At 60.8% G+C, this 23,666-nt stretch carries 20 protein-coding genes and 1 tRNA gene; 4 read left to right on the top strand and 17 right to left on the bottom strand.

The genetic code is table 11. The features are described from left to right. Positions 1-62: 62 nt before the first annotated feature. From VJS46_RS06230 to VJS46_RS06165, 14 genes are all read right to left on the bottom strand, one after another. Positions 63-1,490 (bottom strand): UDP-N-acetylmuramoyl-L-alanyl-D-glutamate--2,6-diaminopimelate ligase, encoded by a 1,428-nt coding sequence (locus VJS46_RS06230; protein ID WP_324058660.1) that lies wholly within the window; start codon positions 1,488-1,490, stop codon positions 63-65. After that, entirely contained in the window at positions 1,490-3,193 is a 1,704-nt protein-coding gene (locus VJS46_RS06225; protein WP_324058658.1) for a penicillin-binding protein 2, read from the bottom strand. Before VJS46_RS06225 ends, VJS46_RS06230 begins: the two co-directional genes overlap by 1 nt. Continuing rightward, entirely contained in the window at positions 3,193-3,852 is a 660-nt protein-coding gene (locus VJS46_RS06220; RefSeq protein ID WP_324058656.1) for a colicin transporter, read from the bottom strand. The genes VJS46_RS06225 and VJS46_RS06220 overlap by 1 nt, the downstream gene beginning before the upstream one ends. Continuing rightward, positions 3,849-4,793 (bottom strand): 16S rRNA (cytosine(1402)-N(4))-methyltransferase RsmH, encoded by a 945-nt coding sequence (rsmH, locus tag VJS46_RS06215; protein WP_324058654.1) that lies wholly within the window; start codon positions 4,791-4,793, stop codon positions 3,849-3,851. Before rsmH ends, VJS46_RS06220 begins: the two co-directional genes overlap by 4 nt. After that, a complete protein-coding gene (locus tag VJS46_RS06210) occupies positions 4,790-5,308 on the bottom strand; it encodes a division/cell wall cluster transcriptional repressor MraZ (RefSeq protein ID WP_324058651.1) in 519 nt (172 codons plus the stop codon). Before VJS46_RS06210 ends, rsmH begins: the two co-directional genes overlap by 4 nt. Before the next feature lie 276 nt (positions 5,309-5,584). After that, positions 5,585-6,814 (bottom strand): Gldg family protein, encoded by a 1,230-nt coding sequence (locus tag VJS46_RS06205; RefSeq protein WP_324058649.1) that lies wholly within the window; start codon positions 6,812-6,814, stop codon positions 5,585-5,587. Between the two features lie 113 nt (positions 6,815-6,927). Further along, the gene (locus VJS46_RS06200; RefSeq protein ID WP_324058647.1) at positions 6,928-7,263 is read right to left on the bottom strand and encodes a hypothetical protein; all 336 of its coding nucleotides are present in this window, start codon (positions 7,261-7,263) and stop codon (positions 6,928-6,930) included. A 51-nt stretch (positions 7,264-7,314) separates the two neighbouring features. Then, positions 7,315-8,310 (bottom strand): cysteine synthase A, encoded by a 996-nt coding sequence (locus tag VJS46_RS06195; RefSeq protein ID WP_324058645.1) that lies wholly within the window; start codon positions 8,308-8,310, stop codon positions 7,315-7,317. A 169-nt stretch (positions 8,311-8,479) separates the two neighbouring features. Then, entirely contained in the window at positions 8,480-8,857 is a 378-nt protein-coding gene (locus VJS46_RS06190; RefSeq protein WP_324058643.1) for a response regulator, read from the bottom strand. Beyond that, positions 8,854-10,083: a sensor histidine kinase gene (locus VJS46_RS06185; RefSeq protein ID WP_324058640.1), complete on the bottom strand. Its 1,230-nt coding sequence runs from the start codon at positions 10,081-10,083 to the stop codon at positions 8,854-8,856. Before VJS46_RS06185 ends, VJS46_RS06190 begins: the two co-directional genes overlap by 4 nt. A 443-nt stretch (positions 10,084-10,526) precedes the next feature. Continuing rightward, positions 10,527-13,235 carry a TonB-dependent receptor domain-containing protein gene (locus VJS46_RS06180; protein WP_324058638.1) on the bottom strand — a complete coding sequence of 903 codons (2,709 nt, stop codon included), beginning with the start codon at positions 13,233-13,235 and terminating at the stop codon, positions 10,527-10,529. 75 nt (positions 13,236-13,310) lie between these two features. Beyond that, a complete protein-coding gene (locus VJS46_RS06175; protein ID WP_324058636.1) occupies positions 13,311-14,882 on the bottom strand; it encodes a hypothetical protein in 1,572 nt (523 codons plus the stop codon). Between the two features lie 230 nt (positions 14,883-15,112). Then, the gene (locus VJS46_RS06170) at positions 15,113-15,433 is read right to left on the bottom strand and encodes a tetratricopeptide repeat protein (protein WP_324058634.1); all 321 of its coding nucleotides are present in this window, start codon (positions 15,431-15,433) and stop codon (positions 15,113-15,115) included. Between the two features lie 362 nt (positions 15,434-15,795). Beyond that, on the bottom strand, positions 15,796-16,290 hold the full coding sequence (locus VJS46_RS06165) for a MarR family transcriptional regulator (protein ID WP_324058632.1): 495 nt from the start codon (positions 16,288-16,290) through the stop codon (positions 15,796-15,798). Positions 16,291-16,380: 90 nt separating this feature from the next. On the opposite strand from VJS46_RS06165, the gene VJS46_RS06160 reads away from it, so the two are divergent. Together VJS46_RS06160 and VJS46_RS06155 are read left to right on the top strand one after the other, a co-directional pair. Next, the gene (locus VJS46_RS06160; protein ID WP_324058630.1) at positions 16,381-17,262 is read left to right on the top strand and encodes a branched-chain amino acid aminotransferase; all 882 of its coding nucleotides are present in this window, start codon (positions 16,381-16,383) and stop codon (positions 17,260-17,262) included. Positions 17,263-17,365: 103 nt separating this feature from the next. Next, positions 17,366-17,440, top strand: a tRNA-Gln gene (locus tag VJS46_RS06155). Positions 17,441-17,600: 160 nt separating this feature from the next. Here the strand turns inward: VJS46_RS06155 and VJS46_RS06150 are convergent. Continuing rightward, entirely contained in the window at positions 17,601-18,923 is a 1,323-nt protein-coding gene (locus VJS46_RS06150; protein ID WP_324058628.1) for an Hsp70 family protein, read from the bottom strand. A 241-nt stretch (positions 18,924-19,164) separates the two neighbouring features. On the opposite strand from VJS46_RS06150, the gene VJS46_RS06145 reads away from it, so the two are divergent. After that, entirely contained in the window at positions 19,165-19,482 is a 318-nt protein-coding gene (locus tag VJS46_RS06145; RefSeq protein WP_324058626.1) for a multidrug efflux SMR transporter, read from the top strand. 34 nt (positions 19,483-19,516) lie between these two features. Here VJS46_RS06145 and VJS46_RS06140 read toward each other — a convergent pair whose 3' ends face one another. Continuing rightward, on the bottom strand, positions 19,517-20,389 hold the full coding sequence (locus tag VJS46_RS06140; protein WP_324058624.1) for a helix-turn-helix domain-containing protein: 873 nt from the start codon (positions 20,387-20,389) through the stop codon (positions 19,517-19,519). 110 nt (positions 20,390-20,499) lie between these two features. Between VJS46_RS06140 and pobA the strand changes: the two genes are divergently transcribed. Next, positions 20,500-21,678 (top strand): 4-hydroxybenzoate 3-monooxygenase, encoded by a 1,179-nt coding sequence (gene pobA, locus VJS46_RS06135; protein ID WP_324058622.1) that lies wholly within the window; start codon positions 20,500-20,502, stop codon positions 21,676-21,678. 147 nt (positions 21,679-21,825) lie between these two features. On the opposite strand, the gene VJS46_RS06130 is transcribed toward pobA, so the two are convergent. After that, positions 21,826-23,613: an aminopeptidase P family protein gene (locus tag VJS46_RS06130; protein ID WP_324058620.1), complete on the bottom strand. Its 1,788-nt coding sequence runs from the start codon at positions 23,611-23,613 to the stop codon at positions 21,826-21,828. Between the last annotated feature and the right edge of the window lie 53 nt (positions 23,614-23,666).

The following is a 23,666-nucleotide window of genomic DNA, read 5'->3' as shown; positions in this document are numbered from 1 at the left end:
AAGGAAGGAGGGCCCTTCGACAGGCTCAGGGCGAACGGCAATGGAGGTTTCGATCACATCGCTCACGCCGCACATTCCCGAGCCACAGTGACATCATCGAAGGGCAGCACGCGGTCGCCGACAATCTGCCCCTGTTCATGCCCCTTGCCAGCGAGGAGGACGATGTCGTCGGCCCCAGCCTCGGCAATAGCGGCGGCGATGGCTTCGCGGCGCCCGCCAATCTCCACCGCGCCCGGCGCAGCGGCAAGGACTGCCTTGCGGATCGCAACGGGGTCTTCGGACCGGGGATTGTCGTCCGTCACGATGACATGATCCGCGAGATCGGCCGCTACCTTACCCATTTCCGGCCGCTTGCCAGTGTCGCGGTCGCCGCCAGCGCCAAAGACAGCGATGAGGCGGCCCTTGGTGTGCGGCCGCAGGGCATGGATCGCAGCTTCCAACCCGTCAGGCGTGTGGGCATAGTCGACATAGACAGGAGCCCCCGCCCGGGTGATGGCGGCTCGCTCCAGGCGGCCGCGCACCGGCTGAACGCGGGTGAGGAAAGCAAGTATATCGTCCAGCTTGCCTCCGGTTGCCAGGACCAGACCGGCAGCGGTCAGCGCGTTCGCCGCCTGATAAGCGCCGATCAGGGGAAGCTCGACGCGGTGGGTCTTGCCCTCCGCCTCGATCATCATCACCTGACCCAGATGGGTGGGCGTGCGTGACGCCAGTTTCAGCGCATCGCCCTGCTGGCCGACGGTGAGAATCTTGAGGCCGCGTGCCGCCGCGCGGGCGATCGCCTGCTGCGAGCGCGGATCGTCGGCCCAGATGACCGCAGTGCCGCCGGGCTCCAGCACCTCGTCGAACAGCCGCATCTTGGCTTCGAAATAGCTGTCCATGTCGCCATGATAATCGAGATGGTCGCGGCTGAGGTTCGTGAAGGCCGCCGCATGAACCGGCAGGCCTTCGGTGCGATATTGGGCAAGGCCATGGCTCGACGCTTCAAAGGCCGCATGAGTTATGCCTTCGCGGCAGAGGCCCGCCATGTTGGAAAGGAACGTGACGATGTCCGGGGTCGTAAGGCCGGTCGAAACCTGGTCCACCGATGTTGTCACGCCCAGAGTTCCGATGGACGCTGCCTTTTCACCCATCATCCGCCAGATCTGGCGCGTCAGCTCGACCGTGGAGGTTTTTCCATTGGTCCCGGTGACAGCGGCAACGGTCTTGGGGAAGGGTGCGAAGAATTTAGCGGCGAGCTGCGCGAAAAGGCGGCGGGGGCGGTCATCGGCGAAATAGGCGGCCCCCTCTACGTCCAGGCCGGGGCGCGCAACGATGGCGATGGCGCCAGCGGCAATGGCGTCCGGAATGAAGTCCTCGCCGTTGAACCGGGCGCCTTCAAAGGCACCGAAAACCGTGCCCGGTGCAACCTTCCTGTGGTCGATGGCAAAGCCGGTGACGATGCTGTCCTGCGCATCGCCCGCAAGGCCGTTGGCGATTTCACCCAGGCGCATCACTCCGCTTCCTTGTCTTCCTCATGCCCGAGCAGCGGCATCAGTTCCGAAATGTCGACATCGCGATTGAGATCCGGGTAGATGCCGAGCATTGGCCCGATCCGTTCCACCACCTTCTTCGTCACCGGCGCAGCGGTCCAGGCGGCGGTTCGCAGCCCAAAGGTTTCGGCGTTGCCCTTGGGCTCATCCATCATGGTGAGGACTACATATTTCGGGTTTTCCATCGGAAAGGCAGCAGCGAAGGTGGTCACTAGTGAACTTCTTGCATATCCGCCCTGAAATGGCTTTTCAGCCGAACCCGTCTTGCCGCCGACCCGGAATCCCTTGGCATCGGCACTTCTTCCTGTACCGGCTGCCACGATCATGCGCAACAGCTGGCGCATCCGTGCGCTGGTCGCGGCAGTGAACACACGGCGTCCTTGGGGCACTTCACCGTCCTTCAGCTTCTGAAGCGTGGCAGGACGCCAGATGCCGCCATTCACCAGCGCGGCATAGGCGCTCGCCAGATGCAGCGGGGTCACTGCAATGCCGTGCCCATAGGAAACGGTCATGTTGGTCAGCCGGCCCCAGTTGGAGGGCCAGAGGGTGTTGCCCCGCTCCTTTAGCTCGATCGCGGGACGGCGATCGAACTCCAGCTTGCGGAACGCCTCCTGCATCCGCTGCGGCCCCAATTCATCGGCAATGCGGGCAGTGGCGATGTTGGAGCTGTGCACCAGCGTCTGAGGCACATTGATCCAGGCTTTCAGGGGATGGTCGTCGCGGATGCGGAAACCGCCGACCTGCAATGGCTGGGTCGCGTCATAGCGCTTGCTCATCGATGTCACGACGCCCGCATCCATGGCGGCGGCGATGGAAATGGGCTTGAAGGTGGACCCCAATTCATAGACGGCCTGGGTAACGCCATTGCGGCGGGCTTCCATGCTGCCCCCGGAAAGCTTGTTGGGATTGAACACCGGAAGGGAGGCCATGGCCAGGATTTCGCCCGTATTGGCGTCCAGCACCAATCCGGTGGCACCGATCGCCTTATGCGCGATCATTCCGGCATAAAGCTCGCTTTCCATGGCGCCCTGCACGCGGCTGTCGATCGACAGCACAAGCGGGGAGCCCTTCAGCTTCTCGTCAGTAAGCCGTTCGTCGAAGGCCCGTTCCACGCCCATCGCGCCATAGCCGTCCAGGTCGACAAAGCCGAGTACGTGCGCGCCCAGCGTCCGCTGCGGATAGAGGCGTTCCTTCTCGCGCGGGAATTCGATGGCGATTTCGCCAAGCGCATTCACCGCAGCCACTTCTTCGGGAAGGGCGCGGCGGCGCAAATAGGTGAAGCGCACATCCCGTGTGAGCTTCTTGTAGAAACTCGCAACTGGCTCGTCCGGGAAGATATCATGCAGGTGACGGGCAATCTCCATGGGATCGCCGAGCAACTCCCTCGGACGCACGCCAATGGAGTAGGCATCCATCGTGCGGGCCAGCGGAACGCCATTGCGGTCGACGATGTCGGCCCGCGCCGGGATCAGGCTGCCTGGTCCCCGCGCACCATGGGTCCCGTCGGCGAACAGCCCCAACCAAAGCAGCCGCACGCCAATAAGCATCACGCCCGCCGTGAAGAGCAGCAGGAGGAGCATCAGGCGATGATGTGCGACTTCCGTCAGTTGGTAGCGCTGGCTGGCCGTCCTGACTCGTTCAGGCCGGGCGACGAGCGTCGTCATCAGCGCATCGCCCTCCCCTTCTCCCGCGCGGCAAGCCGCGCAAGATCGCCGAGAGTATGGTCATCGAGCAGCGTTTGTTCAAGCATCGCCACCCGCTCCAGCCGCCGTGCATCCGCCGCCGATTTGGCAGCAGGTTTGGGCGCAGGCGCGGCTTCTGCAGTGCGGACGGCCGCCTTTTGCGCTTTTTCCGGCGCTTCTGCCTTGACCGTTGCCGCGGCCCGCGGCTGCGGCCTGGCAGGCACGGCATCGGTTTGCACTTCAGGCTTGGCGGCAACTGCCGTGGCTACGGCCGAGGGAAGGTCCGCCGGACCTTCGACCATGGCGGTCATCACCGGACTCGCTACATAGGCGGGCCCGTTTGGCGTTATACCCTCAAGGCTCGCAAGCGCTCGTTCGCCGTCCAGATATTGAGCGGCGGTGGGCGTCGAGAAACGGAAATTCTCACTGTTCCAGCGTTCAAGCTGCCGCATGCTGGCGCGGGCGCCGAATTCGGTTTCCAGATACCGGATTTCACGCTTGGCAGACAATATCTGCCTTTCCACCCGCGCCAGCTCGGTCCGCTCCGATGCGACCCGGAGGGATACGAGATAGACGGCTATGGCCCCCAGCGTCACCAGCAGGAGCCAGAAAATACTTTGCAGACGCTTGACCGCGATCATTGTCCTGCCCCCCAAGACTTGGCTGATGTGCGCACCGCGCTCCGCAAGGTCGCGGAACGGGCGCGTGGATTGGCTGCGATTTCGCGCTCGCTCGCCCGCACGGCCTTGGCGGGCTTTTGAAAAGTGGGGGCTGGCAAATCGTCATTAAGAGGACGATGACGAGATCCAGCCCCCTCCCCGCCGCTACGGCTACGCAGGAAGCGCTTTACAATTCGATCTTCCAGGCTGTGGAAGGTGACGACGGCAAGCCGGCCGCCCGGCTGCAATATGGCCTCCGCCGCCTCAAGCCCCCGCTCCAATTCCTCAAGTTCGCGGTTGAGATGGATGCGGATCGCCTGGAATGTACGGGTTGCCGGATCCCTCTTGTCACCCGCGCGATAGCCGACAGCCTTGCGCACCACGGCTGCCAGTTCCCCGGTGCGTGTGAGAGGACGGGCCTCGACTATCGCGCGAGCGATCCGGCGGGAACGGTGTTCTTCCCCATAATGATAGATGACGTCAGCGATCTCCTGCTCCGGCGCGCTGTTGAGGAAATCGGCGGCGCTGGTCCCAGACTGACTCATCCGCATGTCGAGCGGTCCGTCAGCCTGGAAGGAAAAGCCCCGGTCGGGCCGGTCGAGCTGCATCGAAGAGACGCCGATATCAAGCGTCACGCCAGCAACCTGCGACACGCCGCGTTCGACAAGCAGATGCTCCATTTCGGAAAAACGGCCCTCGACGAGGGTGAGCGCGCCGCCCTTTGCGGCAACGACTTGCTGACCTTCGCGAATCGCATCAGGGTCGCGATCAAAGGCAACAACCTTGGCGCCCTTGCCAATCATCGCCGAACTGTACCCGCCAGCTCCAAAGGTTCCGTCGACATGGGTTTCGCCAGGTGCAATGGCGAGCGCCGAGAGCACTTCATCAAGGAGCACTGGGACATGGGGCGCGGCAGCGGTCATTTCGCGCCTCCCCGCTTCGGATTCTTCGGGTTCTTTTCCCAGTCCTCAAGAGCGAATTCTGCGGCAGCCTTCAGCATGTCATAAACGCCGTCAGTGTCGATAAGGACGAGGGGGTTCCACAGCTCGAAATAATCGCCCGAGCCATTGATGAAGACGATGTCGTCAATATCGCAGAGTTTCTTCAGGAAGGGCGAAATGAAGAAACGGCCGCCATCATCGAAGGGCACGTCCTCCAGCAGGCCGAATTTCCGCTGCATGGCCGCAGCGCGGCTATAGGACTCGCCTCGGGTCAGGGCGAGCTGTTCTTCGCGGTCGATATTGGCGCGGAGCATCTGCTGATAGCTGTGGCCGAAGCCTATGATGCAGCGGAATTCCTCATGTTTGGTGAGGCACAGGCGATTCTGGCCGCCGCTCGAAGCCTGGACGATATGGCGCATGGCGGCGGGGATCGAGAAGCGACCCTTGCCGTCCATCGCGGTGAATGCGGGACCGGAATATAGTCCGAACTCCGACACTTGCTTCGCCCAACCCCTTGCCTGCCGAGGCCAGACTCGTCCGTGCCGGAAAGCAGCCCCATTGCCGCCTTCCGGGAGCGAAAAAATCACTACGACGTGTCTGACCCGATACCCGCCAGTGTATCAGGGGAGTCGATGGGAATAAAGGGGATAATTTGGGACAGCCTGGGAAATAGCAGTAAAACTACGGAATCCCGATGGTCTCAGAGAGATGTGGTTCGAGTGCGATGTTCATCATGTTCCGACTATGTTCTCGAAAAGTCCATAAATCAACGGTCAAGACTCAGGAACAGCCGGCTTTTCCCATGAATTCCCAGGCGGACCTCGCTTGCCGGTCCGCAGGAAAACAGCAGCGAGGAAAAGGAGCAGCAGAGCAGCGGCAAGACCCGCCCCAATCGCTCCGCCGGAAGGGATCCAGCCCGTCCGAGGTGCCAGATGCGCTTCGGAGATGTTCAGCCATTGCAGGACAAGCTGCATATTATCGGCCGTTCGATTGGCGTCCCGCACCTCTGTCCCATCTCCTCCCATCCAGAGAGCGGGATTGAGCAGGTCTGCGTCAGCAACGAGCAGCGCGTCACCTCGGCCGACGCGGCAATGCGCCAGGAAGCCGCCTTCTCTCGCCGAACATTGAGGGCCGGTGACAACGAAGCGGCTTGCCCCGGCTGTGGCAAGAAGGCGCCTCTTGGCATCTACCTTGTGCACCAGTTTGCTGTTGGCCGGTTCCAGCTTCAGTCCCCAATGCAAAAGGAGCGGATCGAGGAGACTGGTAATGGGCCGTCGAGGATCGCCGAGCGGGTGGTGGCTGGGCCAGACGAGCAGCGGATCAGCCAGGATCAGTGCCCGCCCCCCGGCCTGGACCCATTGGTCCAGATCGGCAAGCTCGCTTGGGCTGAGCCCGCGGGGGTGAGCCAGCAGCAACCGGCTTTCTCCGCTGAGCGACGCAGTGGACAGGAAATCCACATAATGGAGCGTGAAATGGCGGGAAAGCTCTGCCGATACCGGATCGGCATGTTCCTTCTCGTTCAGGATTTCCGCGATTTCCCTCCCTCTTATCGGACCGATTGGAAGCGAGGTCATTACCGCCAGGCGTTCCTTGCCAGGGGTGGGATGCGCCTCCAGCATCCAGAGATAAGAGCGCGCGGGGAGCAGCAGTCCTGCAAGAATTGCTCCGGCCAATATCAGGCCACCGGCTCGCGGGATGCGGAAGAGCAGGTCCATGATGGCGAGAAGCAGGAAATTGATCAGGCCGAGCAGCAAGCCATGGCTCCAGGACCAATGTCGCCCCGCCACCCCGCAAAAGACCAGGACTGCGGCGCACGACAGCGCCGCCGCCACGCCATAGCCGGTCCAACGCTGGCGGCGCTCTTGACGGCGGAGAAGAAAAGACAGCCCGGCTGCGGAATAGAGGCTGCCGGAGAGCCAGCGAAGCGGCTCCGCCTGACCGGTGGAAAGGACTCCGCCAAGAGGGAGGCCGACAAGGAGAAAAAACAGCCCGAACGCCGCCATCGCCGCGGAAGCGGAGATCCATCTCCCGACATCGAACCAGGCGGATGGCTGAAAAGGTGGATCCCCGCCTTCGCGGGGGTGACGAATGAATGAGCGTGCTGGTCCCGGCAACCTTACCGCCCGGGTTCCTGATCCATCCGATTCCTGATCGCGGGATTGGGCTGAAGGTCGGGAACCACCTGAGTGGTGCCGTCCCCATTGCCGGGCGACGCTGGCGTCACGCCCAGTTCGGCAAGCGGTTCCGACCGCTGCTCGGCATCAGGCGCCATGGCGTTGCTGCTGGGCGCTGCCAGCATGGGCGGTGATCCATCGACCGCGGCCGCCTTTTCATCCACCGCTGCCTTTTCGATGACGATATTGGCGAGGCCTACAAGCAGCACTACTCCCGCCAGACCGGTCAGGCCGATCTGAATCCGCTGCATCATATCCTTGCTGCGACTATCCGACATTTAGGCCGTAAACTCCTGAACGGCACATTCGAGGCACACCCAAGGGTCGCCTCAGCCATTCTTCTCCAGCCAGGGGAAGACCGTCAACCCCTTCTGTTGCAGCCACTCCCTATTATAGAGCGTCGACAAATAACGGAAACCCGTATCGGCCAGGATCGTGACGATCCGCTTGCCCGGACCCAATTGTTTCGCCAGCGCTACAGCACCTGCCACATTGATGCCGGAGGAAAGGCCAAGGCACAGCCCCTCATCGGCGAGGAGATTGCGGACCTGCTCCAGCCCGTCCTCGTCCGAAATACGGAATTGCGTGTCGATCGGCGCGCCTTCCAGATTGGCGGTAATGCGCCCCTGTCCGATGCCTTCGGCGACCGAGCTGCCTTCGGCCTTCAGCTCGCCATGCGCATAATAATTGTAAAGCGCCGCGCCATGAGGATCGCTGAGTGCGATGGTGACATTTTCATCCTTGGCCTTGAGACCGAGGCCAACGCCCGCAATTGTGCCCCCCGTGCCCGCAGCACAGGTAAAGCCGTCAATGCGTCCGTCCATCTGTGCCCAGATTTCCTCCGCCGTTCCGCAGATATGCGCCTTGCGGTTGGCGATATTGTCGAACTGGTTGGCCCAGATCGCGTTTTCCGTCTCTTCCGCGATGCGGCGGCTGGTGTGGACGAAATGGCCGGGATTGGAATAAGGCGCGGCCGGAACGGTCACCAGTTCGGCGCCGAGCGCTCGCAAGGTATCCATTTTCTCGCGGCTCTGCGTCTCCGGCATCACGATGATGGTGCGATAGCCCTTTGCATTGGCGACCAGCGCCAGCCCAATTCCCGTATTGCCGGCCGTACCCTCCACGATCACGCCACCGGGCTTTAGCTGGCCCTTCTCCTCCGCATCATTGACGATGTAGAGCGCTGCCCGGTCCTTCACCGAAGCGCCGGGATTGGCGAATTCGCATTTCCCGAAAATGTCGCAGCCAGTAGCCTCAGAGGGCCCTTTGAGACGCACGAGCGGCGTGTTGCCAATGAGCGCCAGCGTGTCCTTGTAAACTGTCATTCCGCCTCTCTAGCGGGAGAGGACGCTGGACGGCAAGCAAAGGAATAGAGTTAAGGCAAAAGCTGCACTTCACAGCCTTTACTGCCTGACGCAAAAGGAAAGCCGTCGTCCCTGCGAAGGTGTTGTGTTCCGAGAGGTTGGCGAGAGGGAAGTGGTGTAGAACGTGGCCCTAAATCCGTCCTTCAAGGGCATTTTCCAATGCCCGCTGTAGCTGCCGCCCGAAAATCGGTTTGAAAAGAACCGATGCCGGATGATCCTGGTTGATCCGTTCCATCGTTGACGGCTCACGCGAACCGGTGACGAAAATCACCTTCGATCCTACCTTCTCGTGAATCGCCAGCGCCGCGTCCACGCCGTCTTCCTCGCCAGAAAGCCGCATGTCCATAAGGACGATGTCGGGCCGGTGCGCCTCGGCCAGCGCAACCGCCGCCTTGGCCGTGGCGGCTATGCCGCAAACCGACAGGCCAAGATCCTCGAGCTGCAGCCGCAGCCCTTCGGCGATCAGATATTCGTCATCGACGACAAGCGCGCTGGTCGGGCCGGTCATAGGCCCTCCGGAGCGGGAAGCACAACTTCCGTTACCATTCCGCCATCCCTCCTATATTCCATCTTGCCGTTGAGCTGTGTGACCAGCCCCGTAACGATCTTGGTCCCAAGACCCGTCTTGTAGAGTGTCTTACCGTTAAGCCTCTCTGCAGCCTGGCCGTCATCGGCGACCGTCAGCACCACTGCTTTTCCCGGCTCCTCGAGCGCCAGCCTTACGCTGACCTTGCCCCTGCCGTCCGGGAAAGCATGTTTGAGGGAATTTGTCACAAGCTCCGTAACCAGAAGCCCAAGGGGTATGGCAAAATCCAGGTTAACGCTCAGCGGACAGGCATCCACCGAAAGCTCGATATCCCCTTCGGCCCCTCCTTCGACGATATGGGCCGAAAGTTCCTGAAGAAAGGGTGCGATATCGAAGGTCTGCAGATCATGAGAGGTCATGAGCTGCTGATGGACCAGGCCCAGCGCATAAATGCGGCTTCGGAGCGCCTGAAGAGAGTCCCGGGCGGCGGCATCCTCAAGCTGCCGTGTCTGCATCATTACAAGGCCGTCGACGACCTGCAGATTGTTCTTCACCCGGTGATAAACTTCCCGGAGCAGCAGGTCGCGCTGCTTCAGCGCGGTTGTGCGCTCCTCGACCATCATTTCAAGATCGGCCTTCGCCACGCGAAGCTCGGCCAGCGTATCGATCAGCCGGTCGTTGGCCGCGCTGAGATCGGCGGTGCGGTCGGCCACGCGCTTTTCGAGTTCCGCATTGGCAAGGCGGACCTTCTCCTCGCTTTCACGGAGCAGCCGCTCAGTATGCTCCTGCTCATCCACCCGGGCGGACAGCTCCCCGTTGAGGCGCCCAAGCTGTGCCGGCGACGGCAGCGCCACCAGCTTGGGCACCAGCGGCCAGAGCAGGATCGCCGTGCCGACCGAAAGCAGCGCAGTGACCAGCTTTACCACTCCCTCCACCCCATAGGCCGGAACCCAGAGCGTCAGGATCGTCATGAAATGCGTCATCCCGCAGGCAAGGATGAAGCCAACGAACAGAAAGAAAACCCAGCGATATTCCAGGTCCCGCCGCTGACGCACGAACCAGAAAAGCGCCAGCGGGATCGAAAAATAAGCAAGGCCGATAATCGCATCGGAAACGGCGTGAAGCCAGATGAGGCCGGGGGTCCAAAGCAGGCAAAAGCCGTGCGGCGTCAATCCGGAGGGATTGAAGAGCCAGTTCCAGATCGTCATGGCCACCCCTTTCGCACAAGCCCGGATCGGTTAGCGGCTGTTGCCGACAGATCTATCGAGCGTCAGACCGAGATCCCAACCCCACCGAACCCGAAGGAAGCTGACATGCAGCCCCAGCAGCGTCAAGCGAATGGCTCCCGCCTGGAGCAAACTCTACCGCCCCCGGCGTCCCGGACCTCGTTGAACTCAAAATATTTTTACCGCTGCATTTTTTTCGGGAACCAATGTCGGCGGCCCTCGTTTGGCACCTCGGATAGTAAATCTTTTGCCCCCCGCTCTTGCTATCCAACAACATGGGCCCGGAACGCTTTCTCCCCCCCCCCGACGGCGTTCCGGGCTCCAACTGTATTTGGGGCAGGTGATCGCTGAAAATTTGCTAATTGTGATCAGCAAAAAGCCGACGAGAAATTCTCGCCGGCTTTTCAAACCCTATCAAACGGCAATCAGAATTTCATCGACGCTCCAAGCGAGAAGCTCGTTCCAATGTCATAGACATTGTTGAGCACGACAATCTCACCCTTTTGGAACTCCTTGAAGCCGCGCCCCGTGATATTGCGTACTTCGGCCTTGATTTCCAGTTCCTTTCCGAACAGTTCGATGCCTTCCCGCGCCACGAAATCCAACCGGACGCCAGGGCTTTCGACGATGTCCGGCTGTTTCACGCCGCCCGTGATGGGACCGCGGTTAGTGACGCGATCGCTGGCATAGGTCAGCAGCAGCGTCTGCTGCGACAGACGGTCGGTATCCTCAAGGCCGATCTGCAGGTTGGCGAGATGCTTCGACTGGCCGGTCAGAGCCGAACCATCGACGAAGATCTCGCTGGCCGGCCGGAAGCCGCGATTATCGTTCAAGATGGTCTGATCGCCGTCCTTCACCTTTATCTCGGATTTGCTGTAGGTGTAGTTGGCTATGGCCACCAGCCTGCGCGAAACGAAGAACGGGGCTGTTGAGAAAGAGTCGAGCGGGAAATATTTGACCAGCTCGATTTCACCGCCATAAAGCTGCGCTTCGGGCGCGTTGGCGAAGGTGGTCTGAAGCGTGAACCCGCCAGCGATGGTGGCTACAGATTCAATCGGCTTATCGATTTTCTTGTAAAAGCCAGCCACCGACACACGCTCGCCGCTGCCGAAATAATATTCGTAGCGCGCTTCGGCGTTGTACAATTCACTGTCGACGAGGAATGGATTGCCGATAAACTGGCGATCGGACTCTGTATCAAGATAGAGCTGCGCCGCCAGCTCGCGGAACTGCGGGCGGGCAATTGTCTTTGACGCGTTCAGGCGAAGTTGCATGTCGTCTGCGAAGTTCCAGGTCACCGTTGCAGCAGGCAACCAGTAGTCATTTTTGAGCGCTGGCGTCTGCTGAACCGTGCCGGAGTTGAAAAGGTCGGCCAGCGTGACCGACTGCGTCGCCTTTTCATAGCGCACGCCCAGGTCGAGCTTCACGAGCGGCACAACCTCTGCCTCTACCTTGGCATAGCCAGCGTGGACCTCCAGATCGGCGTTATAGGCGGCCGCACCGGCCAAGCCCGACGTTTCGACCAGACGGATGTCATAGGTATAGATGTTGAAGTCCGACACTAGAAAGTCCGGCCGCTGTTGAGCAATGGCCGTATTCAGTGTGTTGGCTGGACGAAAGGCAAAGTCCCGGCGGAAGGCGCTTCGGCCGGTGTCCATATAGGCATAGCCAGCAGAAAGCGTGATCGGCCGACTGGTCGGCAGTTTGTAGGAGAGGTCCGCTGCGCCGCTCCACACATCTTCGCTAAGGTCGCTGAAGGATATGGTGCCCGATTGGCCAGTGGCGGTCAGGTTGTTCACATAGCGGTCCAAGTCGCCGTCGTATGCATAGCTGAAATTGCGTTCATAAGGCGCCTCCCGCTGCGAATTGGCATAGCCGCCGCGCAGGTCAACCGACAGATCATCAAATTCGAATTCACCAACCAGTTGGGTGTTGATTAGCTGCCGCTCGAACCAAGCCGTGCCTTGGCGGATGAGCTGAGGCGGCAGGCTTGGATCAGGATCACCAACGGACAGACTGAAACCGGACGACAGCTTCGTCTGCTTCAACGTGTCGCGTATATAGAGCGACGTCCAGCGGATCTTGTGATCGCCGAACTCAGCGCCAAGACCAAGGAGACCATTGACGACGATCCGGTTTTCCGTACGGACGGAGCGGAAATCGCTGGCAACTGTATTAGTGGCACCCGTTTGCTGAATTGCATCACGGGTGCGCCAGTCATTCTTGTATCCGAAAGACGCAATCACCCCAAAGCGTGCGTCGCCCGCGTCAAAACTGGTGCCGCCAGTGACCTCTGCGCTGAAATTGGCCGGAATACCCTTATTTCGCTGTACCACCGTGGTAGGGGCATTGACTAAGCTGGCCGCGAAGTCGCGCAGATTTTGCGGACTGAAGGTCGTGTTTTCCGAAATGGTCGCGCCCGCCTTCATGGCATCGCGAAGTCCCTGCGGTATGTCACGCGTACCGTCATCAAAGCCGCTCCAGTCGCTGTCGCTGCCATAATGAGTGTAGCCCAGCTGATCCGTGGTCTCAGTGTCGCCACTGATGCTCCCGCCCACTGTTAGGAACGTTTCTTCAGGCAGAGCGGCTGTAGTGAGGTTGATCACGCCGCCACCAAATTCCCCAGGGTAATTGACGGAATAGCTCTTCTGAACCAGCGTGCTGGCAAGAACATTCGTCGGAAAGATGTCGAGGGGAACGACGCGCCGCAACGGCTCAGGCGACGGCAATGGCGAACCGTTGAGCAGGGCCAGCGAATAGCGATCGCCCAGGCCACGCACATAGACATAACCGTTTCCGACCACTGAAAGGCCAGTAACACGCTGCAATGCGCCAGCAATATCGCCTTCGCCCGTCCGCGCGATATCCTCGGCCGAAAGAACAGAGATCACCTGCGAAGTCGCGCGGACTGGATTTGGAATATAACGGCCCCGGACAATGATTTCATTGGCCTCACCGGAAGCGCCAGGCGCAGAAATCTCAACGTCCTGCCCAGAGGCATCTGCCCCTGCCTGGTCGCTCTGGGCAGCCTGGGTCTGAGGCGTAGATGCATCGGCGGCTTGGGCAAGTACGGCCGGCGCGTAAAAGGCCGTCGTCAACAGAAGCAGTTTACCCAGAGAGGTCGGGTTAATCATTGTATGTCCTCGACTTTCAAGATGGCAAGAAGGGCGGCAGCCGTTAAGCCGCCGCCCCGCCAGTAAGAGCGGCGCTTATTCGGGAAGCGCGGTGCAGCTCTTGCCGCTGCCAAAATTGGCGTAGGCGGAATCGCAGGTCCAACCCTGATACCAGGTGTCGTTCGCATCCTTGACCGCGCCGATATAGGTCGTCTGGGTGAAGAAGCTGCTGAGCGATGCGAGGTTGGAAGCGGGGGTCACAGCGGTTTCGTTGGCGCCGTTGATGAATACGCCCGAAAGGCTGTGCGTAAAGTTAGCGTTATTGTTGCTGTTACCAGCAGCATTGAACGCCTGATCTTCGAAGGTGTCGGCATCGGTATTGAAAGCCGTCGGGCAGGAGAAGACAACGGATTGGAAGACCGGCAACCCGGCTTCATCAGGCGGCGTATCGTCGTTCGGATTGTTGGGAGTACCATTGTCTCCACCCTTCGCCTGCACCGTCTCCGCATCGTCAACATCCAGACAGGCGGTGGGTCCGACCACCACGCCATTCAACAGCGAATAATCGGTGCCGCCACGCAACAGGATGGCGCTGCGGCCGGTCCGTTTCTGAACAAAGGTGAAATTGGCGAGACGGGTGTTCTGACGCGGGAAGGCGTCGAGCAGGCCGTCATCTGTCGAATCCGCTTCGATCATTGTATCACCGCTGGCACCCGCCGATTGATCGCGCTGAATGCCGATCAGGAACTGAATGAAGCCCTTATATCCGACGTCCGTATCGAGCGTGTCATCGTCAGCACCGGTGATCACCAGATTACGCATGTTCTGGCGGCCGCCGAAAATCTCGATGCCATCGTCGCCGCTGTTGTGGATCTGGATGAACTGGAATGTCGTGCCAGAACCCACGCCACCGGTGGTCAAGCCCTGAAGCTCATTGCCTTCGACCAGCGAAAAACCGGTGTAGCGAATCTGAACGTAGCGCAGTACGCCGCTGTTATCGCTGGCCACATTGCCACCGTAAAAAGCGTTCGCACCGGGTCCTTCGACCAGACGCTGACAATTCGCGGCGCCGCCCGTTGCTCCGCCGTCGCAATTGCTGATCGGGGCGCGGCCGAGCAGAACAATGCCGCCCCACTGGTTGGAACTGCCGTCGGTGGCCTCTCCCAGAACGTTCTGGCGGGAAGTAAACACGATGGGCGCGGTCGCCGTGCCCTCGGCCCGAATTTGCGAGCCGCGATTGACGACCAGGAAGGTGGGCTGCGAATTGGCGAACACCACTACGCCTGGATCGACGGTCAGAGTGACGCTGGTGCCGCCCGCGGCGGCACCGTCGCCACCTACGTCCACGCCCACATTGGTGCGGCCGTCCATCGAGTAGATGACTCCCGCCACCTTGCTGAGCGTGAGGTTGGAGGTGATGTTGGCGGGCAACTGGCAGTTGCGCAGATTGTTGATCACGCCGGCATTCGTGAAGCCCGTCGGGCAGTCAGCGGCCGGTCCCGTTGGAGTAGGCGTTGGCGTAGGAGTGGGGGTCGGAGTGGGCGTGGGCGACGGCAGCACGATTGTGCCTTCACCCGGCGATGCGACGTCGTCGGCGCCGCAGGCGCTGAGCATTGCGCACGCGCAGCCAGCCATCAGAATGGACTTAATTTTGGAAATCTGTGCCATAATTTCTCCGCCCCGGCTTACCGGTCATTTTTTGAAACCAGGCCGTTGCGGAAAGCGAATCGATGGCGCCCCCCGTAACGCCTCGAGCGGCGCACTAGGTGCGGTACGTGACAGTGGAGTTTTAGTTGGAAGACGGTTAGAAGAATCTTTTATGACTAAGATGTTACAATAAAGAAAGAGGGCGGCCAAAACAGCCGCCCCACTCACTTTCCCAGGGTCGGTTACCGTCCTTACTTTACAGCATAGTCGCTGCGCAGATTGGCCAGCGCGAGCTTCGCGGCTTCCCGGCTAGAGATGACGCGGCCGTCAGCCAGAACCAGATCAAACTGCTTCTTGCTCTTCATCGCTGCGGTATAGGCCTTCAACGCCTCCTCATAACGTCCGGTCTTTGCATAGACCTGTCCCAAATTGATAAGCCGCGCAGGATCATCCGCCGCAACGCCATCCCGTTCTTGAAGCTGCCGCTCCGCTCGCTGATAATCGCCGCTGGTCAGCGCCGTATAACCAAGAGCGCCTTGCTTATATCCGATCTCCGACTGAGGTTTAGCCATGGCCGAGGCTGACATTCCGGCGAATCCGGCAAGCGCGGCAATGCAGATAACCAGCTTTGAGTAAGCCATCATCCTCTCCAATAAAATCTTTCTAATATAGATGTTACTATTTCACTTTTATGACAACACTGCAATATGAATTCGCGGTGGCTAAGGGGAAATCAAAAGCTGAAGCAAAATCAGCTAGTTGGGGCAGGGATTTTGCCTATGCGGAAAAGGAGTTTGGGTGATCCCGGAACACAAGGAAACTATGGGGAGGATCGTTCCAGCTTTGCTCGTTCCGATGCCGTCCAGTCGCGCCCTTGAATGCACCAGAAAGCAGGGTCAATTTAGGCCGGAACGAGTCCAGCCAGAATCCGCGATCAATCCCGCCCTTGAAGCGCCGCCACCATGCCCCGATCTTCCGGGGGAATCAGTCCTTCCAGCACCCGCCAGAAGCCCGTGACCGACCCCTGCCCCGCCTGCGCATAAGCGGCGGAGACTTTTGCGCGCAGTTCGCGGAACAGCGCCGCTTCGAGCTTTGCGCCCTCGGGCGTAAGCCGCAGGAGCTTTTGCCGCCGGTCCTTCGCACCAGTGCTCGTCTCTATATAACCGCGCTCCAAGAGATCGTTGAGGACCCGCCCCAATGACTGCTTGGTGATCGCCAGCAGCTTCAAAAGCTCGCTCACCGTCAGCCCGGGCTGGCGCGAAATGAAGTAGAGCGCACGGTGGTGCGCCCGTCCAAGACCCTGCTTCGCCAGCATCTGGTCAATTGCCCGCGTCATGTTCGAATAGCCGAAATAGAGCAGTTCGACGCCGCGCCTGATTTCGTCCTCCCGCAGGAACAGCGGAGACGCATTGGGAATTTGGACAGTCATCTTGACCTATCTTGGCGCAAGTCATAAAGGATGGCAAGTTTAATGCGCGCACCGTCGTTCCGGTGTAACAATATAATTGGAATTTGTCTGATGGCCCATGACGAACGCCCCTATCATGATCGTGACGGCTGGATCTGGTTCGACGGAAAACTGGTCCCCTGGCGCGAAGCAAATGTGCACATTCTGACCCACGCGATGCACTATGCGTCCAGCGTGTTCGAGGGGCAGAGAGCCTATGGCGGCAAGATTTTCGAACTCACCAAGCATAGCGAGCGCCTTCACAACAGCGCGCGGCTTCTGGGCTTCGAAATCCCCTATTCGGTTGCCGAGATCGATGCCGCCTGCATGGAAGTGATGAAGGCCAATAGTCTTACCGACTGCTATGTCCGCCCGGTTGCCTGGCGCGGCCCTGAGCAAATGGGAGTCGCGGCGCAGCGGACAAGAATCCATGTGGCTGTCGCCTGCTGGGAATGGGGTGCCTATTTTGGCGACGCCACCAAGGGTATCCGGCTGGACATCGCGCCCTGGCGCCGCCCAGCCCCCTATACTGCCCCGACTCAGGCGAAGGCTGCAGGTCTTTACATGATCTGCACCATGTCGAAGCACCACGCCGCCGATCGCGGCTTCGACGACGCGCTGATGTTCGACTGGCGGGGCCAGGTCGCCGAGGCAACCGGCGCCAACGCCTTCTTCATTCGCGACGGGAAGATTTATACCCCGACCCCAGACTGCTTCCTTAACGGCATCACGCGGCAGACGGTGATCGAGCTTGCCCGCAAGCGCGGAATCGAAGTGGAAGAGCGGGTGATCTGGCCGGATGAGCTGGAAAGCTTCGAGCAGTTCTTCCTGACGGGAAGCGCCGCAGAGGTCACGCCGGTGCAATCGGCTGGCCCCTGGAATTTTGAAGTCGGCGCGCTCACCCTGCAGTTGCAGCGGGACTATAGCGACCTGGTGAACGGCCGGCAGGCCTGAAAACAACGGGCGGGGAAGGGATTGAGAAAAAATCCCTTCCCCGCCGCCGCGTCCTGAGTATAAGGGCGCCTCTCCGGCGGGCCAGTCCCGCCCTCGGCCATATTGGGGCGTAGCCAAGCGGTAAGGCAGCGGTTTTTGGTACCGCCATGCGGAGGTTCGAATCCTCCCGCCCCAGCCAAAATTTCGGCATTATGTAGCAATTGCAGGCCGCTTCAGGCAACGAGCGCTTCTAGGCCGCCGATGGCCGACAGCGCGGTGCCAGGTTCGGCCCTGGTGGGATCGTCAGCTCGAACTTTGGTCGAGATGTTCCTCGTCGCCATCGCGACGAGAAGCTACGCTCATGATCTGGTTTCCTCGGGCGCGATCCAGTCCGCGATGTCGGGTGCCTGCCCGATCAATGCAAGACCATGCGCGATCGAAATCAGTTCCTCGCCGCCGGCGAGCCGGCTCTCGCCGAAACGCTCGGCGAACAGCCGGCGTACCGCTGGGATCAGCGAGGAGCCGCCGGTCAGGAAGACATGGTCGATGTCGATGGGGGCGATCCCCGCGATGGCGAGCGCACCTTCGACCGTTTCGGCGATGCGGGCGAGGTCCGGCGCGATCCAGCGCTCGAAATCGGTGCGGGTGACCTCGGCGGTAATCGTCAGATCGGGGCTTTCGAAATGGAACATGCCATGTTCCTCGGTCGACAGCGCGCGTTTCAGCCGGCCCACTGCTTCGTAGAGTCCGTGGCCGAGTTCGTGTTTCACCGCTGCGATCATGCGCCCAATCGCTGCCGGATCGATGGCCGCGCGCTGCAGCCGCGCCAGTTCCTCGAGCGTTCTGCGGTTGCGCATCAGCGCAAGCCTCGACCAGTCACCGAAATCGGCGAAATAGCCGGCGGGGATCTCCAGCACCTTGTCGAAGGAGCGATAGCTGCCGCCCTTGCCGAGCAGCGGCAGAACGAGATGATCCATGATTCGATAGTCGAAGCGGTCGCCGGCAATGCCAATGCCCGCCGAGCCCAGCGGCACGCAGCGCCGCGCCGCGCCGGGTGCCTCGACGCGAACGATCGAGAAGTCGCTGGTGCCGCCTCCGAAGTCCGCCACCAGCAATGTCGCCGGTTGGCTCAGCCGCGACGCGAAGCTGTAAGCCGCCCCGAGTGGTTCGTAAACGTAATGGACCGGACGGCCGAGGGCTTCGAACATGGCGTCGTAGCGCACCCGCGCCAGCGCTGGATCGGGCCGCGCGCCGACGTAACGCACCGGTCGGCCGACGACGATGCATTCTGGTAGATCGGCGAGTGCATCGCCGGCATGGGCAAGCAGGTGGTGCAGGAAGATCTGCCCCAGTTTCTCGAAGCGCAGCCGCTTCTCGAACAGGCTGGCATGCTCGAACGCGGGATTGGCCGCGACGGACTTGAAGGATTGCAGGAAGCGCGAACCCTGCGGAAATTCCAGGAACTCTGCGATGGCCCAGGGCCCCGCCTCGTGCGCGAGCCCGCCGCGCATCTCCTCATCCTGCCAGAAGCACAGCGCCGAGCGGAACACCCTTGCCGGGCCGCCGGGCGCAGCGAAGCTGACGAGATCGGCCTCGCGCTTGCCGTCTGCCCGCGCGACCACCGAATTGGTGGTGCCGAAGTCGATGCCAATGGCCCTGTAAGTGGCTTTGCCGTGGGGCATTAGGGATCCTTTTCCAGCTTTGGGCGGCCGGCGGCTATGGCAGTGTTGCGCACACTGCGCAATCGCACCATCGGGGATATTTCGCCGGGGAGGCATCCAATGCGGCCAAGCGGGTCTCCCTATCCTGGATCAGCCGCACACGACCGGCGCTGGCCGGGCCCACGGCTCGCCTTTGACAGGTGACGTAAGATAGATCAGATGCGCACCAGCGGATTGACTATCTGAAAAGGGGTGAGCTTCCATGACCAACTGGTGGTATCTGACCTTCGCCATCATCGCAGAGGTCATTGCCACATCCGCCCTGAAAAGCAGTGAAGGCTTCAGCCGTCCGCTGCCTTCGCTTGTGGTGATTGCCGGCTATGGATGCGCCTTTTACCTGCTCTCGCTCGCCTTGCGCACGATTCCGGTCGCCCTGGCCTATGCCGTGTGGTCCGGCATCGGCATAATGGTCATCACCGTGATCGGCTGGTTTGTCTTCAGGCAGTCGCTTGGCCTGGTGCAGTTCACCGGCGTTGGGCTTATCATGCTCGGAACCGCGCTGATACGGTTCTCAAGCTGAGGTCTTTTGGCAAGTTCTGGTCCGCCGGGGCGTATCAGTGCACCGGAAGACCCTCCCTGTGTTCGCTCGGCAGGCGGCCGGTCATACGCCGGTAGAAGCGGGTGAAATAAGAAGGGTCGGCAAAGCCGAGCTCCTCTGCAATCTCGGCGATTGTCGCTGATCCATAGATCAGCATCCGCTGCGCCTCCAGCAACAGGCGGCGATGAAGATATTGTTTGGGCGCGCAGCCAAAGCGAGCGCGGCACATCCGGGTCAATGTCTTTTCGGTAAGGCCCATCCGTTCCGCATAGAAGGAAACGGGGCGTTGTGCCGCAAAATGCGTGTCCACCAGTGCCCGGAACTGCTGCTGCCGCGCGCTTTCCAGCGAGGCTTCGGCGGTCTCGCCGGAAAGGGCACGGGCCCGTTCCACATGAAGCAGGGTAAGGGCCACAATCCAGCCTGCCGCCGCGATGCGGCCCCCGTCATGTCCCGAACATTCCAGCCTTAGCTGCTCGATCAGCGGGTCGATCGCCGCTGCCTGGCAATCCGTCAGCCGCAGCATCAGCGCCTGCCCAGGAAATAACTGCACGGGATAGTGGGCGGGCAGCACGCTGCGGCCCAGTTCGGGAGAAAAGGTGAGGACATCACCGTCCACATCCTCGCCGAAGTGAAAGCCGTGAACCATCATGGCCGGAACATAGATCGCCACCGTCCCACTGAGCACCTGCTCATCCATGTCGATCCTCGCACGGACACTGCCGGCACGCAGGATCAGCAGTTGGTCCAGCCGCTCATGCCGGTGCGGAGAGATTTCCCATAGGTTGCGCCTGCTGCGGCTTTCGATCGTCTCGATGTGAACGAAGCCGGGATCGGCGAAACTTTCCTGCTCGCCATAAAGGTGAAACTGGGGGATTGGGGAGGCCTTCATGTCCGGAAAGTACCATCATAAAGGGCGGGGCGTCCATGGCCTTGCTCACCGGAACATGGCAGCTTCTCTTCACTCAAGCGAAACAGGCCGGGAAAAGGAAGCGGGACAGCATGGACTATAAAACGGACGTCGCCATCATCGGTGCTGGACCGGCAGGCCTTATGCTGGGCCATCTGCTCCGGCAGGCGGGGATCGGCTGTATCGTTGTGGAGCGGTCCAGCCAGGAACATGTGCTTGGCCGCATCCGGGCAGGCGTGCTGGAGCGGGTGACGACGGACATCATGGACCAGCTTGAGCTTGGCGGCCGCATGCATGCCGAGGGCATGCCGGAAGACGGATTCAACCTTGCCGACGGCGAGCGGCTTATCCGCATCGACATCAAGCGCCTTACGGGCAAGCAGGTGATGGTCTATGGACAGACCGAACTTACCAGAGACCTGATCGACGCTGCCGCCTCGCGCGATCTGCCGGTCATCTGGCAGACCGGCGACAGCGTGGCCGTGCATCAGATTGACGGCGAGGCCCCCTATGTCACGTTCGAGAAAGACGGGGAGACGCATCGTATCGATGCGCGCTTCATTGCGGGATGCGACGGCTTTCACGGCCCTTCCCGGCGGGCCATTCCCGTCGCTAGCGTGAAGGAATATGAACATGCCTACCCGTTCGGCTGGCTCGGCATATTGGCCGACGTTCCGCCCTGCAATCCCGAGCTCATCTATGCCAATCACGAACGGGGTTTTGCGCTCGCCTCCATGCGATCCCGCACACGCAGCCGCTATTATATAGACGTGCCGCTGACCGAGACGGTCGAGGATTGGCCTGACGACAGGCTGTGGGATGAGCTTGCCGTGCGGCTTGGCCCTGAAGCGGGCGCCCGCATCACGCGTGGCCCTGCACTTGAAAAGTCCATCGCGCCCTTGCGCAGCTATATCTTCACGCCCATGCAATATGGCAGCCTGTTCCTGTGCGGCGATGCGGGCCATATCGTGCCTCCCACGGGGGCCAAGGGACTGAACCTGGCGGCATCCGACGTGGCCTATCTATCGCGTGCCCTCATCGCCTGGTTCAAGAAGAATGACCGCGAGCAGGTGGCGGGCTACAGCGCCCTTGCCCTGAAACGTGTGTGGAAGGCAGAGCGGTTTAGCTGGTACTTAACCAAGCTGATGCACCGCTTCCCCGGCGACGGAGATTTCGAGCGGGCGATGCAGGTCGCCGAGCTGGATTATATCGCCAATAGCGAGGCCATGCAGACCGCGATCGCCGAGAATTATGTGGGATTGCCGCTTTAGGCGATCATCCCGCGAAGGCGGGATCCATTTCCTGTGCCAGCCGCTTGATTGCACCTTGGGAGATGGATTCCCGCCTTCGCGGGAATGACGAGAAGAATGTTTGGATCGTTTCTGAACGATCCTCCCAACTTGCTTGCCTAGGCCCCCTCAGCCCTCCAAAGGACGGCAAGCATCTTCAAGCCAAAGGAGCGCTTCCCCTTCAAGCTGAGGACCCACCACCTCCAGCACCTTGGCATGATAGTCATCGAGCCAGGCGCGCTCCGCCCCGGAAAGCATCGAAGGCTCCACCAGATGCCGGTCGACCGGCGCGAAAGTGAGTGTTTCGAAGCCAAGCATCTCCTGCTCTGCCCCTTGCACTTCACGGCGCTCGACCAGGACCAGATTTTCAATGCGGATGCCATATTCGCCGGTTTTGTAATAGCCCGGCTCGTTCGACAGGATCATGCCCGCCTGCAACGGTTCGTCACCGCCGCCGAATGTGGCGATGCGCTGCGGGCCTTCATGTACCGAAAGGAAGCTGCCAACGCCATGGCCCGTGCCATGGGCATAGTCGAGTCCCGCCGCCCAGAGATATTGGCGCGCGAGCACGTCAAGCTGCGAACCGCGCGTTCCCTTGGGAAATTGCGCCCGCCCAAGGGCAATATGCCCTTTCAGCACCAGCGTGAACCGCTCGCGCATCTCCTGCGTGGGCGACCCAACAGCAATGGTGCGGGTGACGTCGGTGGTTCCGTCACGATATTGCGCGCCTGAATCGACCAGATAGAGCGTTCCAGGCTGAAGGGGGCGATTGGTCTTTTCCTCGACGCGATAATGCACCACCGCGCCATTGGGACCGGATCCGCTGATCGTATCGAAGGAAAGGTCGACAAGACAGCCGGTTTCCTCGCGAAAGGCGCGCAGGCGGTCGGCAGCGGACATTTCGCTTTCCGTACCCTTTGGCCCTACAACAGAAAGCCAATGGAGAAAGCGAGAAAGTGCCGCGCCGTCGCGGGCCTGCGCCGCCTTGTGCCCGGCAATCTCCACCGCATTCTTGATGGCCTTGGGCAAAACAACGGGATCGCGAAGTTCCAGTACCGTTGTCCCGCCCTTCTCCAGCCGCTCGAAAATGGCGGCGACAGCGCGTTCGGGATCGGCCGCGATACGCTTTCCGGAAAACTCGCCCAGATCCTCCGCAAAATTTCTGCGGTCATGGACCCGAACGGCATTCCCCAGATGCTGGAGCACATCGTCGGCGAGTTTCTCGGGCGAGACGTAAAGATCCGCCGTGGCATCGGCATGGACGATGGCATAGGCAAGCGCGACGGGCGTCCGGTCCACATCCTGCCCCCGGATATTGAAGGTCCAGGCAATTGAGTCGAGTGCCGAAAGGACAGCCGCGTCAGCCTTCTTCGATGCCAGCCAATCGGCGATTTCCTGCCGCTTTTCGGCGGCATTACGCCCTGCATAGCGTTCCGGATGGACGATGAGCTTTGCCTTGCTGGGTTCCGGCCGGTCGGGCCAGACGGCGTCCACGGGATTATGCTCCACCGCCACAAGCTCAGCGCCTTTTTCCCCAAGAGCCTCGGTCGCCTGCTTCACCCAATGCTTTGTATGCAGCCATGGATCATAGCCGATCCGGGCGCCATTGGGGGCATGTTCGCGCAACCAGGCCGCGACGCTGCTCTGCGGCACACCGACATATTCCCAATGCTTCGCATCCACCTGTTCGCGGACCTGCAAGGTATAGCGGCCATCGACGAAAATCGCCGCTTCCTCGGGCAGCACCACCGCCGATCCGGCCGACCCTTGAAAGCCGGTAAGCCAGGCGAGCCGCTGCGCATAGGCGCCGACATATTCACTCATATGCTCATCGGTCAGCGGCACGACAAAGCCATCGAGACGATCCTTGTTCAATTGCTCGCGAAGTGCTTTCAGCCGATCTTCATAGGTGGACATGGCAGGTTCCTTGATCTTATTCCTTGCGCTCCAACATAGGGGGGCGAAGTGTT

Origin of the sequence: Rhizorhapis sp. (assembly GCF_035276005.1) — a bacterium.
Lineage (GTDB): Bacteria > Pseudomonadota > Alphaproteobacteria > Sphingomonadales > Sphingomonadaceae > Rhizorhapis.
This window is presented reverse-complemented; position numbering and strand designations above follow the sequence as displayed.

Bases quoted from the DNA above. Each gene is read 5' to 3' on its own strand.
- VJS46_RS06170 (WP_324058634.1), bottom strand. From the start codon at position 15,433: ATGGCTAAACCTCAGTCGGAGATCGGATATAAGCAAGGCGCTCTTGGT.
- VJS46_RS06165 (WP_324058632.1), bottom strand. From the start codon at position 16,290: ATGACTGTCCAAATTCCCAATGCGTCTCCGCTGTTCCTGCGGGAGGAC.
- VJS46_RS06185 (WP_324058640.1), bottom strand. From the start codon at position 10,083: ATGACGATCTGGAACTGGCTCTTCAATCCCTCCGGATTGACGCCGCAC.
- VJS46_RS06230 (WP_324058660.1), bottom strand. From the start codon at position 1,490: ATGCGCCTGGGTGAAATCGCCAACGGCCTTGCGGGCGATGCGCAGGAC.
- VJS46_RS06195 (WP_324058645.1), bottom strand. From the start codon at position 8,310: ATGACAGTTTACAAGGACACGCTGGCGCTCATTGGCAACACGCCGCTC.
- VJS46_RS06200 (WP_324058647.1), bottom strand. From the start codon at position 7,263: ATGTCGGATAGTCGCAGCAAGGATATGATGCAGCGGATTCAGATCGGC.
- VJS46_RS06145 (WP_324058626.1), top strand. From the start codon at position 19,165: ATGACCAACTGGTGGTATCTGACCTTCGCCATCATCGCAGAGGTCATT.
- VJS46_RS06130 (WP_324058620.1), bottom strand. From the start codon at position 23,613: ATGTCCACCTATGAAGATCGGCTGAAAGCACTTCGCGAGCAATTGAAC.
- VJS46_RS06205 (WP_324058649.1), bottom strand. From the start codon at position 6,814: ATGGCGGCGTTCGGGCTGTTTTTTCTCCTTGTCGGCCTCCCTCTTGGC.
- VJS46_RS06160 (WP_324058630.1), top strand. From the start codon at position 16,381: ATGGCCCATGACGAACGCCCCTATCATGATCGTGACGGCTGGATCTGG.
- VJS46_RS06225 (WP_324058658.1), bottom strand. From the start codon at position 3,193: ATGACGACGCTCGTCGCCCGGCCTGAACGAGTCAGGACGGCCAGCCAG.
- VJS46_RS06175 (WP_324058636.1), bottom strand. From the start codon at position 14,882: ATGGCACAGATTTCCAAAATTAAGTCCATTCTGATGGCTGGCTGCGCG.
- VJS46_RS06190 (WP_324058643.1), bottom strand. From the start codon at position 8,857: ATGACCGGCCCGACCAGCGCGCTTGTCGTCGATGACGAATATCTGATC.
- VJS46_RS06180 (WP_324058638.1), bottom strand. From the start codon at position 13,235: ATGATTAACCCGACCTCTCTGGGTAAACTGCTTCTGTTGACGACGGCC.
- VJS46_RS06140 (WP_324058624.1), bottom strand. From the start codon at position 20,389: ATGAAGGCCTCCCCAATCCCCCAGTTTCACCTTTATGGCGAGCAGGAA.
- rsmH (WP_324058654.1), bottom strand. From the start codon at position 4,793: ATGACCGCTGCCGCGCCCCATGTCCCAGTGCTCCTTGATGAAGTGCTC.
- VJS46_RS06150 (WP_324058628.1), bottom strand. From the start codon at position 18,923: ATGCCCCACGGCAAAGCCACTTACAGGGCCATTGGCATCGACTTCGGC.
- pobA (WP_324058622.1), top strand. From the start codon at position 20,500: ATGGACTATAAAACGGACGTCGCCATCATCGGTGCTGGACCGGCAGGC.
- VJS46_RS06220 (WP_324058656.1), bottom strand. From the start codon at position 3,852: ATGATCGCGGTCAAGCGTCTGCAAAGTATTTTCTGGCTCCTGCTGGTG.